The organism is Nonomuraea candida (assembly GCF_000725485.1).
GTDB lineage: Bacteria > Actinomycetota > Actinomycetes > Streptosporangiales > Streptosporangiaceae > Nonomuraea > Nonomuraea candida.
Map to the genome: position 1 here is coordinate 69,748 of NZ_JOAG01000039.1, position 11,762 is coordinate 81,509.

At 59.5% G+C, this 11,762-nt stretch carries 13 protein-coding genes and 1 pseudogene; 3 read left to right on the forward strand and 11 right to left on the reverse strand.

The features are described from left to right. Nucleotides 1–15: 15 nt before the first annotated feature. The 6 genes from IO39_RS32505 to IO39_RS32525 form a co-directional block, all read right to left on the reverse strand. Nucleotides 16–330: a hypothetical protein gene (locus IO39_RS32505; RefSeq protein ID WP_043631071.1), complete on the reverse strand. Its 315-nt coding sequence runs from the start codon at nucleotides 328–330 to the stop codon at nucleotides 16–18. Then, nucleotides 327–743 (reverse strand): hypothetical protein, encoded by a 417-nt coding sequence (locus IO39_RS32510; RefSeq protein ID WP_052423644.1) that lies wholly within the window; start codon nucleotides 741–743, stop codon nucleotides 327–329. Before IO39_RS32510 ends, IO39_RS32505 begins: the two co-directional genes overlap by 4 nt. A gap of 122 nt (nucleotides 744–865) precedes the next feature. Next, a complete protein-coding gene (locus tag IO39_RS32515; RefSeq protein ID WP_043631073.1) occupies nucleotides 866–1,582 on the reverse strand; it encodes a GntR family transcriptional regulator in 717 nt (238 codons plus the stop codon). A gap of 103 nt (nucleotides 1,583–1,685) precedes the next feature. Next, the gene (locus IO39_RS32520) at nucleotides 1,686–2,126 is read right to left on the reverse strand and encodes a hypothetical protein (RefSeq protein WP_043631075.1); all 441 of its coding nucleotides are present in this window, start codon (nucleotides 2,124–2,126) and stop codon (nucleotides 1,686–1,688) included. Continuing rightward, entirely contained in the window at nucleotides 2,123–2,449 is a 327-nt protein-coding gene (locus IO39_RS55060) for a hypothetical protein (RefSeq protein WP_157549174.1), read from the reverse strand. Before IO39_RS55060 ends, IO39_RS32520 begins: the two co-directional genes overlap by 4 nt. Beyond that, on the reverse strand, nucleotides 2,446–2,871 hold the full coding sequence (locus tag IO39_RS32525; protein WP_245642432.1) for a hypothetical protein: 426 nt from the start codon (nucleotides 2,869–2,871) through the stop codon (nucleotides 2,446–2,448). The genes IO39_RS55060 and IO39_RS32525 overlap by 4 nt, the downstream gene beginning before the upstream one ends. A 108-nt stretch (nucleotides 2,872–2,979) precedes the next feature. Between IO39_RS32525 and IO39_RS32530 the strand changes: the two genes are divergently transcribed. Next, on the forward strand, nucleotides 2,980–4,197 hold the full coding sequence (locus IO39_RS32530; RefSeq protein ID WP_043631080.1) for an NsdA family TPR-like regulatory protein: 1,218 nt from the start codon (nucleotides 2,980–2,982) through the stop codon (nucleotides 4,195–4,197). On the opposite strand, the gene IO39_RS32535 is transcribed toward IO39_RS32530, so the two are convergent. From IO39_RS32535 to IO39_RS53195, 4 genes are all read right to left on the reverse strand, one after another. After that, nucleotides 4,175–4,738 (reverse strand): NUDIX hydrolase, encoded by a 564-nt coding sequence (locus tag IO39_RS32535; RefSeq protein WP_043631082.1) that lies wholly within the window; start codon nucleotides 4,736–4,738, stop codon nucleotides 4,175–4,177. The two genes, IO39_RS32530 and IO39_RS32535, sit on opposite strands and share 23 nt — an antisense overlap. A 140-nt stretch (nucleotides 4,739–4,878) precedes the next feature. Further along, the gene (locus tag IO39_RS55065; RefSeq protein ID WP_157549176.1) at nucleotides 4,879–5,952 is read right to left on the reverse strand and encodes a hypothetical protein; all 1,074 of its coding nucleotides are present in this window, start codon (nucleotides 5,950–5,952) and stop codon (nucleotides 4,879–4,881) included. Between the two features lie 12 nt (nucleotides 5,953–5,964). Continuing rightward, nucleotides 5,965–6,564, reverse strand: coding sequence for a hypothetical protein (locus tag IO39_RS55070; RefSeq protein WP_157549178.1), 600 nt, complete (start codon nucleotides 6,562–6,564; stop codon nucleotides 5,965–5,967). Further along, entirely contained in the window at nucleotides 6,557–8,533 is a 1,977-nt protein-coding gene (locus tag IO39_RS53195; protein ID WP_084773857.1) for an AAA family ATPase, read from the reverse strand. Before IO39_RS53195 ends, IO39_RS55070 begins: the two co-directional genes overlap by 8 nt. Before the next feature lie 262 nt (nucleotides 8,534–8,795). On the opposite strand from IO39_RS53195, the gene IO39_RS55075 reads away from it, so the two are divergent. Both IO39_RS55075 and IO39_RS51175 read left to right on the forward strand, forming a co-directional pair. Continuing rightward, complete coding sequence (locus tag IO39_RS55075) at nucleotides 8,796–10,136, forward strand: DNA methyltransferase family protein (RefSeq protein WP_157549180.1); 1,341 nt, start codon at nucleotides 8,796–8,798, stop codon at nucleotides 10,134–10,136. Between the two features lie 432 nt (nucleotides 10,137–10,568). Next, nucleotides 10,569–10,955: a hypothetical protein gene (locus tag IO39_RS51175; RefSeq protein WP_052423647.1), complete on the forward strand. Its 387-nt coding sequence runs from the start codon at nucleotides 10,569–10,571 to the stop codon at nucleotides 10,953–10,955. Between the two features lie 431 nt (nucleotides 10,956–11,386). Here IO39_RS51175 and IO39_RS58140 read toward each other — a convergent pair. Continuing rightward, a pseudogene (locus IO39_RS58140) lies at nucleotides 11,387–11,605 on the reverse strand (tyrosine-type recombinase/integrase); the annotation flags it as partial. Nucleotides 11,606–11,762: the final 157 nt, after the last annotated feature.

Here is an 11,762-nt window from a genome sequence, read left to right on the forward strand (position 1 = left end):
CCCCGCCTTACCTGGTCAGGCCGCCCCGGGGGTGGCCTGGTCGGGGGCCGACTGTTCGGCGTGCAGACGCTCGCAGTCGGCCAGGTAGCGAGCGGCGGCGGTGAAGATCTCGCGGGCGGTGGCCACGTCGGTGGAGGTGACCGGCCCGGCTCCGGTGGTGGAGATGTGCACGTCCGCGTCGCGGGAGCTGATCTCCAGGTACGGCCGGGGGCCGTTGAACAGCATTCCGGCGCTCACCCGCAGGCCCGGCGTGTGGAACGAGATGGACAGATGGGGTGCGGAGTCCGGCCGCATCGACAACGTGGCGTAGGTGTACGGGCCGGAGCTCACGCCGCCGCCTCCTTACTGGCCGGCGCCTGCTGCTGCCTGGGGCGGGCGGGCTTCATGCCGGTGGCCCGGTAGGAGTAGGCCAGCCGTCCGGCCGCGTTTACGTACGGCGTCACGGTCATGCCAGTGAACTCCACCGGAGCGATCGGCAGACCCGCCAGCGGAGGCGGCGCGACCGGCTCCGTCTCCGAGAGGATCTTGACCGCAATCGTCTTCTGTCCGGCCTTGAGCGTGGCGTCGCCGTCCATGACGGGGACCTGCCAGACCGGCTCACCGGTCGTCTTGTCCCTGGCGAAGACGGTCTTGCCGCCGGTCGAGGCCTCGAAGTTCTTGACCGGCTCGACCTGGCCGACGAGGAAGCAGCCGTGCGGGAACGCCTGCTCGAAGCTGATCGGGATGGGGCCTTGCATTGCCATGGGTGTTCCTCCGTTCAGCGGGGAGAGCTCTTCATTCGCTCGTCCACTTGTCCGCTTAAGTTGAGAGTAGGAGATCGCAACTCGTCCGCACAAGTGGTTGAGCGGTAAGTGGCGGGTAAGAGTTAGCTCACCTTGAAGACATCTTCGAGCTCGTGAAGGCTCCCGGGCAGGGCCAGGCTGATCACCATCAGAACGTTGCCGGCCGGGTCATGCACGGTAGCCAGCACGCCGAGGACCGGGTTGGACGATCCCAGGAGGTCGGCTTCCTCCTTGGAGGGCTTGCGTGCGCTGACACGTTCGGTCATGTGGTCGAAGCGCAGGTGCTTGACGGCCTGGAGGTGCTGACGGATGCCCCGCCGTAGAGGCTCGGGCTTCTCCAGATCGGTGCCGATGGCATGCTCCAGCGGCACCCAGATCGTCTCTACAGCGGAGATCACATCAGCTTGCCGCGCCAGCCGCTTGCGTACGACGACGGGGGTCTTCTCCGCGACGCCCAGCAGACGCGCGACATGCCGAGGAGCCGGGACGCGCCCAGCCTCCAGGACGGCATCGGCACTTTCGCCCTGCTCGGCTGTGCTCAGGCTCGGGTGTACTCGATCGGCCGCGCTCTGCGGGCGGCCTTTGACGAAGGACCCACGACCGTGCTCACGTTCGATCCATCCCTGCATGGCTAGGGTCTGGAGGGCACGCACGACTGTGGTCCGGCCTACGCCAAGTTCGCGCACGAGTTGAGTCTCGGACGGCAGCATGTCACCGGGGGCGTACTCGCCCGACTCGATCCGTTCTTGGATCGTCCGCATGACCTGCGCGTATTTCGGTGGGGCGAAATCCATGCCCATCTCAACCGCCCGTTCACTCTTCCACTTGTGCGCATAAGCACAGTACCGGCTGAGGCATCGCCTGTCAGTGGCCCTCGTTCAAAGACAGCAGGATGTAACCGGCTCAAGAGCCACTGATCAGGGCCACACACTTGCGGCAGGCCCGGGGTGCCTCAGGAGAGAAGGTCACCGACCAACCGCACATCGGTAGCGGTTCGGCCGGCGACGAGCAGACGGCAACTTTGGTGTTGGCGTCCACCGCGTGCAGCTCGACCGTCGGCCCCGTCTTCGACCATCCGGTCATGTACGCCGGGGGAGAAGCCACCCCGATCGGCTCTTTCAGATCGAGATCGTCCCAACGCAGCGGCCAGCGCTGCACCCCAAGTGGTAGGTCATGGGGGTCGTCATCGAGCTTGACCAGGGCCGTCGTGCCATTGCGGAGCACCGCCACCACCACGCCCTCACGGCCGACCAACGCCGAGCCGTAGACGCAGGTGCTCGAATGGCTATGGAAGGTCTTCACGATCTTCGCCCGAAGGCCGACCCGCGAGCTTGCCCAGCTCACAACGGATCCGCGTACGTAGGGCGATTGATCGGGACATGGCGGGAGCGGAGTTCGGCGTAACGCATCGCGATCCGGCGAGCTGCCCTAAAAGGATCACGCGCCGGATGCCAGGCGTAAATGACGCGCCGGCGATCGGTATTCCAGCCGGTACGCCACCAAAAGCGTTCGCCGTCGCACCAGACGACCAGACCGACCCAGACCGAAACCAGAGCCAGACCGTAACCGTCATGGACATCGGAATTGATTCCGTCCCGGCGCAGAGCGTCCCGAAGAAGCTCTGCCGATCGGCACGGATCCATGCTGATCATTACCGGAGCGATCATTTGCCCACCCGGTCAAATCGCACGGCACCGGCCGGATCGACATAAGCGCGGAAGATCTCGCGGAGCGTCCAGGTGTGTCCGCCGACCCCGAAGTCGTAGACCCTGTGCCGGATGATGCCCTTGATCGGGGTCTCACGCTCCATGCTGCGCATCGCAGTGCGCAGCTCGTCCATCGCGGTGGCCTGGAACGTAGTCCATCCGCTCAGACCAGGCGTTTCGCCGTTCTCGCCGAGAATACGGATCTCCCACTCGAAACCCTCTTGCGGCGTTTCAGTAGGACCGTCGCAGTGCAGGCAGTCCTCCTGTGCGGACGCGGCCAGGCCCAGCCCGGCGGCCGCCATGTGTCCACGGCGAGTGACGATCTTCCAGCCTCGCCCTTCGCACTCTGTGCATCTAACTGGCGTTGTCATGCCGGACAGCATGAATGCCCATACTTTTCAGACCTATCTCACGCTGATATAGCAGGAGTGCATATAGGCTCAGCCGCGAAGCGGGACATCATTCCGGTATCTGGAGCCGGAGGTCTGAGAATGCAGAATGGCGCGTTCGATCCAATTGAGCTACCTGCTGCAGTCTGGGATCAGGACGAAACACGGGAACTGCTCAAGAAACGCGACATTGCCGGACTTTTCAGCCTTGCCCGCAAATACGGTGCCAGCCAGGTCCGCATAGGCACCGCCACCGGACTCGGCCAGCCTCGCGTCAACAAGATCCTCAACGGCAGCGGGACCGTCAAAGAACTCGCCGTCATCGAACGCGTCGCCACCGGCCTGCACCTACCTGACCACGCCCGCATGCTCCTCGGCCTGGCCCCACTCAACGGAACAGGCGAGATCGGCGACGAGGACGACGAGCACGAGCAGCAAGCCCAGGAACTTGCCGAACTGTTGGACGGCGCAGCCACCATCGACGCAACGACGGTCATGATCCTGCGCACCGACACCAACAACCTCCGCCTCCTGGACCGGCGCCTTGGCGGAGTCGCCATCGCCGACAAGATGCGCGCCCAGATCTCCCAGATCCAGCGCGCTCACCGCCACGCCGTACGCCTCGGAGTGCGAGCCGAGTTGGCTCATCTATTGGCGGAAACCGCCTCACTGGCGGGATGGCAGGCCATCAACGCCCTGGCCCTCAAAGACGCCTGGCACCACTACGAGCGAGCCAAGGCGGCCGCATACGAGGCAAACGATCCCGCCGTCCTGGCCTACGTCTCCGGCGAACAGGCGTACGTCCTCATGGAGCTCGGCCGCCCCGCCGAGGCCACCGACCTACTCCAGCACGTTCACGCCCAGCACCACGCCCGCGTACCCGTGCGACTGCGTACCTGGCTTTCAGCCGCCGAAGCCGAAGCCGCCGCAATCCTGGGCGACGAGACCACCTGCCGCCGCGCTCTTGACCAAGCGACCTCTCTGCTCCCAGAGGGAGACGCCGATCCCGACATGCCCTATCTCTCGATCAACACTCACCACCTCGCCCGATGGCGCGGCAACTGTCTAGTCCGCTTCGGTGACCCTGCCACTGTCGAAGACCTACGCTCAGCTTTGGCCGGGATGGATGGCACCTACAACCGCGCTGAGTCTGGCGTTCGGTGCGACCTGGGTCACGCGCTACTTGCGGCTGGCGACCCGGAAGCCGCCCAACCTCACATCCACCGCGCCCAGCACCTCGCAACCATGACCGGCAGCCGCCGGCAACGCCGCCGCATCGACGAGCTGACCAGAGCCGTCAGCCGCGCGCTTGGCGGCTAAGCCACACTTGAGCCTGGAGCAATCCGATCAACGTCCCCGATGTCCAGATGTCCCCGCGGGCGACCATGCCAGGGATCTCGGTCATGGGAATCCACTCGATCCGATCGGCCTCCACCTCACCCTCAGGCTTGCCCACCAGCTCGGCCCCGCGTCCGACGAACAGGATGTGTTCGGAGTCGACCATCCCCGCCATTGGTTGATATGAGACCAGAAGCTCCAGGTTCTTCGGCCGATACCCGGTCTCCTCCTCCACCTCGCGCAGAGCGGTGACTCTGGGATCTTCTCCAGCCTCGATCAGCCCTCCAGGAAGCTCCCACCCCCACCGATCGAACACGAACCGATGCCGCCACATCAGCAAGACCCGATCCTGCTCATCCAACACCACAGCGATCGCGGCTCGATCGAGATGTACGACGTGGTGCTCGAACCGCTCACCACCAGGGATCTCGACGTCGGCTAGCCCCAACCGAATCCATCGGTTGTCGTAGATCAGCCGTTCCCCATGCACGAGCCAGCGTGTCAGCTCAGCGTCATCAGCCACACCGCGAAGCTACCGTCTTGCACACCTCTGGTACATGGCTTCCAGCCGATAGTCCACGGCGTCGAACCGGAGCAGGGGGTACCAGCGCCTATCTGTGGCATTACGAGTAGCAGACTCTCCGCGACTCGGTACACGATCTACTATTTCCGGCTAGGGCTTGCACCCGTCGCAAAATTTGGTTCGCAAAAGCATCGAATGGGCGCAGCCATATCACTCCGGCTCAACAGGTCCGCCTGAAAACGAATATGAGCGTCCTGGTACTTCAGTCCGTCTCGACGGGAAAGAACCAAGGTATCAGCGGTGACTCTCGCACGCCTAGCGTCGTAGACAAACAGGAAACCGCGCCTATCGTAGGCGCCTGCTCTAGCTCGCGTAAGGTCTAGATACTCCGCCAACTGCCGTAGGCCATCCAACGCTCTGCTCTCAGGCCAACGCTTAGTGATCCTCGGCTTATCGCCTAGAACACCGCTCGCACCAATCCACTTAATCTCAATAAGAGCGATCCGATTAGAGTTTTCCCACTTTACCTGTATATCGACAGGATTTCGATCATCAACACGAGTCTCTTGGGTGATGTCGGGGTTTCCTTCTCTAAGGCTACTCTTGAGATGCTGATATAGCGACTTTCTCATTTCAGTCTCGGGTCCCGCCTTCCACATAACGCGACCGTCCTCACGCCATAGTGCAGCGAGGATGTTACACTCGCTAGAGCGGGCTAGATGTATGGCGTAATGATTAAGGCAATCAGCGAGGTCCTCGAAACGAGAAATCCCAAAAATGCGCGTGAAAGCGACCGACGAGGGAACTTCTCCTTCAACGCCATCTATCCAAAATTTCTCCCCCTTGCCCGGCTCGTAATGATAGATCACCCGCCCCGCGTGTATAGCCTCTACGTCGGATTGCTCCTTCCAAACATAAAACGTTCCATCGGTCTTCGCCTCTACCAAAAGTGCTCCTGAGTTGTAGAGAGCAAGATGACTGACATCGGCGACTCGATAAGCCCTTTCATAGTCCAGAGGAGTCGCATTTCCATTCAATGCGAAGCACACAGTCAGAGCGACACTTATGGATTCATAGTCAACGGATCGATGTATGCTTTGCAATACAGGGAGAAAATCACGTAGTATGTCAATACCTTGACTCCCAAGAGTTTTCGCAGTTACTGCGATATAGTGACCGCGAGCCATTTCGGCAAGCTTGTCTAACCGCGTCATGCTTCCCTCCTGCTAGTGCCGAGCAGCGTCTGCTTGTTCAAGGAGAAAGGAAAGCCATACCACCGCAGGCACCATGTGATCTGGAACCGAATCTCCGAGGCTCGTTCTAAGTACCTTAAATTGCTCGTAAACTTCAGAAAACTCCGGATCCTCGAGAAGCTCCTTTGGCACGTCTAGAGCAACTGCGCGAGATATGTCTGGCTCCAGAACCACGCCGGCTTTTACTGAAGAGACAGGCATAGCAGCCGAGGCCCCTGTCGCGCCTTCCAAGTAGGGAACACGATCCGCAAACCACTCTAGTTCACACCACATCGCTAGCTCGTCCTGCCCCCTGAGGCTCAGCACCACTTTCTCGTCGTGGGGACTGAACAAACGGGCTGCCTTAAGAGATTCGATAGCGTTAAATAGGTCTACGCTGAATGGAGAAGATGCTGGCGTAGCTAAAAATCCGTATCCCCACTTTGATACTGGCTTGCCGTCGTATAGTGCTAGCAGGCATGCCAAATAGATGAAGACTTGTATCTCATCGAGTGACACGGGACCAGTGCTTCTATTGATTCTATCCGCAACAAAAAGTGCATCGAAAGCGGCTTTTGGGGAAACTTCACTCACTGGCCTCACCGTCTAGGCATTCTTGGATCTCCGCAAACAGCTGATCGAAGAGCTCTTCAGCACTCTCTTGGACCTCGCTCAATACTGACCAGCTAGTCATACGCTCCACGTGCATACGTGACTTGCCGCAGACCCTGGCTAACTCTCTAATCAATCGATTCGAGTTCAGATTGGCGGTCATTACCAATCTATTACCTCGCCTAACAAACTCGCCAAACATCTTGCCGGCGCGCTGTTCGTACGCTATGTCGAGCGATCCTTCTGGAGTATCAATAAACAAACAGGCTGAACCTGCATCACGCAACATGTACTCCGCCAAAGTCATTCTCAACGCAATATCAATAAAGTACCGTTGGCTCTCAGACAGTTGATTCGATGCGCGCCTTCTAGAGCCCGCGATGGTGACCACCAACTCCGGGCCGCGAGCCTTCTGTTCCATTGTCAGATAAAGATCTACACCTAAGAAGGCTTGAGCAAGCGCCTGGAAACGCGGAAGAAACTCAAACTCTGCCTCTGCATACCTCTGAGCCAGTTCGCGCCGCACAGGCTCTACCAGAGCTCTATACTCATCCCGTCTACGACGAAACTCGTCCCTTCGCTCCGTAGCCATACGTCTCTCATGCTGAAGTTGCTGGATAACATCTGACACTCCACTACGCGCAGCATCCTGTCTTACCCACTCTGCATTGCTCGCTTCAAAGCTGTCGACGCGCGCAGATATGTCTCGGTACCTTTCGTTTGCTGTTTTAAGTTCTTCCGAGAGTCGCGAGACTGTATCCTGTGCCGACTTTAAACGCTCTGCGCTCGACTTCAGTTTTAGATCGAGGGCTCTCAGCATCTCAAAATCTGGGAGATCTGCCTCTTGGGCAATGGCAGACCGACAGAGGGGGCATTGGTGGGTTTCGATCAGATGCTTGATATCGGACGCCGCTTTCACATCCACTGCTCCACAAATACCGCACTCATTCTGATGAACAAGCTTGACAATAAGCGGATGCCATCCCGGCTCATTGTTAGGGTTGAGTCGGCCCATAAACGTGCGATCATAGTCGCTCAACAAGACGTGGTGTTCGGCCGCGATGATTCCCAACTGCAAGCGTGCGTCCTTCTCAAGCCTTGCCTTTTCTTCGAGTTCTGCTCGAGCGACGTCACGTTGGTCGATCAATATTTCGTGTTGCTGACCGAGGTCAGCGTTAGCTGTTGCACTCGTCGACGCTCGCGCTCGGAGGTCCCTAATCTGCCCAGCGGCTGTTGTCGCCTGATACTGAGCGTTGCGCGCTTGCGACTCCATGCGATCGGCTTTCCGAATCCACTCTCCAGCCTTCTCGGCCCTGGTCGCATCCATTCCAAAGACCAGAAACAATAGAATGCGTGCTATTTCAGCGTCCCAGAAGAGCAGGTGCCGACGTTCGTCGAACGTCAGCAGAAAGTGCTGTAGATAGACAAACTGATCCATCTGGGCCAGGCCAGTATGCTTGAGTAAGTGGTCAATGAAGACTTCATGGAGCCGCGTCGCAGACTCCTCGTCCTCCAGCGGCGCGTCTAGTGCTATACCGGTTCCCGGCCCTTGGATATTCAATGACCGAAGACTTGTTGGGTTGAACATTCCACGCCTGACGGAATAAGCATACTTGTCAACCTGGAATTGAATCTCAACCTCAGCAATCTGCCGATCGTCCTGATCGATTCTTCCCTCGAAATAGGCTAGCGCATATCGCCTTGCGTCTCTATAGTATTCGGCAGTAGAGAGCGCTTTGGCTTCAGGAGTTGCTACCGTGCCGGTTAGTGCATAATTTAGAATAGACAGGAATGTAGACTTTCCTAGCCCGTTCGCACCTGCTATGCAAAGAACATTCTTATCGAATGACACCACATTCTCTGAGCGATTCTTGTAGAGTGAGAAATGCGACAAGGTAAGTCGAGATATTATGGGCAGCCGAATAGCGGGTTTCGGCTCATTTTCGGACATGCTCCCACCCTTCCCTTCCTTCCGGATTTCTACACCGAAAGGCGGATCGTAGCTGCCCAGCTAGGAGTAGCGCTAGTGGACTAGGATCTCGAGGAAAGACGGCTTTGTATCTGATTGTGCCTGTATGACCCTTTGTGGCAGCAGGATGGTGCAGTTGCGGGCATGAAGTAGCCCTGACGCGTGTGTGACGTGGCATGATGTACAGATTCTCGTGTGTTGGAACACACGAGCGAGTACGCGCGCGCGTGTAGGTGGAGGTGTCATGGCCGGCCCGCAGGCTTCAGACCTGAACAGTCACTATCGTCATCTGGAAACTGGATGGACGGTGAGCGATCGCAGTGAGGCCTACGGACGGCTAGTGGTGCCTAACGGGAACTCCTCCGAACCGTTCCACCGATGGTTTCACTTGAAAGAAGCTTACTCATCGCAATTATTGGATCAACTGTTTACGGACTCCTCTTTTAAACCGACGGAGGGGTTTCGTTTATATGATCCATACTCTGGCAGTGGCACTACGCTAATAAGTGCAGTAGATATCGCAGGCCGTTATATGGCTCATGCAGAAGTGTATGGTGTGGAGCGCAATCCTTTCCTGTGGGAGCTGTCTCGAGCCAAACTTGCTGGGAGGTTGCGCGGGCGAGCACTACTAGCTGATCTCGAAGTCGCGTTCGCGAATATAAGGGCTCAATGTCTAGAGTTTAATGTCGACGACCTGGAAGTGCCGGCTCAGTCTACGCTTCAAAATGAGGCCTATTTCCCTCGGTCGCATGTAGAAGAGCTGGTAGCGATCAGAGAGATCATCGATAGAGTCGCCATAGAACCGTGTAGGTCTATCCTGAGGGTCTGTCTAGCCGCTTGTGTAGAGCCGTCGGGGCGACTCCGCCGCGACGGTCGGGCGCTACGGTTCATGGAGCGGCGGAAACCCCGGCGTCCCTTAGAGGTCTTCGAAGAGCGTCTACGCCTGGTCACGGCGGACCTGAGCTCGAGCACGGGCCTCGAGGCCTATGGCGAAGTCTTCTTTGGTGATGGCCGTCACCTTCCGGCATTGTCGACTAATGGGACGTTTGATTGGATCGTCTTTTCCCCACCTTACCCGAACAACATCGACTACACCGAGATCTACAAGACGGAGTCGTGGATACTTGGGTGCTACGCCTCGCCGGAGGATATGCGTAAACAGCGCCTATCCACAGTTCGGAGTCATCCTAGCCTGCGGTTTAATCAAGGTAACTCGTACGAGTCGGCTAGCTATGCGGATGCAATTAACTCGATCGTCCAGCCCGTTGTGGCTGCGGTGCCAGCAGACAAATATGCTGTAGGACGCAAGGAGATGATTCCAGGCTATGTCGACGATATGATCCAAACACTTACTGTATGCCGCTCTCTTATAGCTAAGGACGGGACTCTCGCCTACATCGTAGGAAACTCCGCTCATGGAAACGAGGATCAAGCCTTTGTTATTGCGGCAGACGTTCTTATCGGTGCTGTGGCGGAACAAGTCGGCTGGCGCGTCGCTGAGCTCCGTGTTGCTCGCAAGCTGACTCGCCGACGCGCAGATTCTCCGTACCTTCGGGAAAGTGTGGTAATCCTGAAGCCGGAATAGATGCATCCGTGTACTTGTCGATGGCAAGGAGTTGGCCCTGCGAAGGTGCCCCTCCGCTCCGGCAACTGATCGCTGGGGTGTCATCTTTGCCGGAGTTATCTGTCGCTGCCGAAGCGTTCTTATAGGGGTCAAGCGGCGGCGCGGCGCGCCGCCGTACTGCCGGCCCTCCGCCCGCCCGCCGTCCGGGCGTGCGGCCTGGGGGCCGGTCCCAGACGGCGGCGGGACACCGGGCCGGGCACCGCACGCCGGCCCCGCCGTACCGACGAACGCGCCGACCGGGGTTGCCGCGCCGCCACACAGATGCGGCCCTACGATCGCCATTGCATGGCTGGGCGCCGTACGTGCTCGGGGGCGATCGACGATCCAGGGTTCGTTCCTCACCCTGGCTCACCGAGCAGCGTGGTTGATCTCTCGGAGGGCATGATGATCGGCATGCCGGAGAACCCGCCCGAGTCGATGAAACATCACTTGCGTCAGCACTTAAACGAGCACGCTCGTTCGCGCTGGCAACTATCCGGGATCGACGTGCGTTTCCGTGGCAGATTCGCTTATGTCGAAGCACGCCTGCACGGTGGTGCCTACGCGCGGTTGTGCCGCCTGCGCTTTGACGGCCCTCTGCACACCTGGGGCTTCGCAATTTACCTTCCTGACGAGGGCATCTACCAGGACAGTCTCCTGCCCAGCGGCTACTCTTCAGGCTCACCCGAGGAAGCCCTCGACTGTGCGTGCGCCTTCCATTTTGCTGACCCCGACGCTCACGCCACACCCCCACTGCCCTCAACGAACCGAAGCGACGCAGGGCTAGACAGGAACGCCTGATCCACAGGGCTTAGCTTCCCCGGGGCGTCCGGCGGACCCGTGCAATATGCGTGCAATGATCTTGCTAGTGGTGGCGCTCTCGCAGGGAGGAACCGCAGGTCCAGAGCATTGAGTTGAGAGGAACAGGCACGAGCTGTAAAACCGTCGGCTCAGCCTACGCAAGTTCGAACCTTGCACCTGCCACCAGCAGTAACAGCAGGTCAGAGGCCCTTCGGGGCCTCTTCTGCGTTTCGGGAGTACGCAGCCGGATGCCGCCGTGAGCGGCCCGTTGTCGCAGGTCCCGGAATATGTCCGGAATGGATCTTGGAGCGTTTCCCCTGGTGGGAGGCCATGATCTGGAGGATTCGCGGAACGCGCGGGCGTGGGAACGCATTGGGAACGGCGAAGGGTCCCGGTGGCGTTCCGGGACCCTTCGGGGCGGTGCTGAGTGATCATGCGGCGAGGGCGTCCTCAATCCGCTTATTGGCGATCTCCTGATGGCCGTCGAGGCACTTCGCGTAGACCCTGAGGAGCACGTCCACGCCGTGCCCGGCTCGCTCGGCCACGTCCGGAGCGGGTACGCCTGCATTCAGCCAGAGGGACACCGCCGCGTGCCTCAGGTCGTACGGGCGACGAGCGAGCGGTGAGGCGAACTGGGCGGGCGTCAGGGCCTAGGGCCGATGCGTTCTCGGCTGGTGAGACGCACGCGGGCTCGGTGAGACCGGGCGGTTGAGGGCACCCCGGGGTACAGATGGCAAACGCGACCCCTGATGATCGTTGGGTGTCTACGCCAGTCGATCAAGAACAGGGGCCGCGTTCGCGTGCCAT

Bases quoted from the DNA above. Each gene is read 5' to 3' on its own strand.
- IO39_RS32515 (WP_043631073.1), bottom strand. From the start codon at position 1,582: ATGGGCATGGATTTCGCCCCACCGAAATACGCGCAGGTCATGCGGACG.
- IO39_RS32530 (WP_043631080.1), top strand. From the start codon at position 2,980: ATGCAGAATGGCGCGTTCGATCCAATTGAGCTACCTGCTGCAGTCTGG.
- IO39_RS53195 (WP_084773857.1), bottom strand. From the start codon at position 8,533: ATGTCCGAAAATGAGCCGAAACCCGCTATTCGGCTGCCCATAATATCT.
- IO39_RS55065 (WP_157549176.1), bottom strand. From the start codon at position 5,952: ATGACGCGGTTAGACAAGCTTGCCGAAATGGCTCGCGGTCACTATATC.
- IO39_RS32510 (WP_052423644.1), bottom strand. From the start codon at position 743: ATGGCAATGCAAGGCCCCATCCCGATCAGCTTCGAGCAGGCGTTCCCG.
- IO39_RS55060 (WP_157549174.1), bottom strand. From the start codon at position 2,449: ATGATCGCTCCGGTAATGATCAGCATGGATCCGTGCCGATCGGCAGAG.
- IO39_RS55075 (WP_157549180.1), top strand. From the start codon at position 8,796: ATGGCCGGCCCGCAGGCTTCAGACCTGAACAGTCACTATCGTCATCTG.
- IO39_RS32525 (WP_245642432.1), bottom strand. From the start codon at position 2,871: ATGCTGTCCGGCATGACAACGCCAGTTAGATGCACAGAGTGCGAAGGG.
- IO39_RS51175 (WP_052423647.1), top strand. From the start codon at position 10,569: ATGCCGGAGAACCCGCCCGAGTCGATGAAACATCACTTGCGTCAGCAC.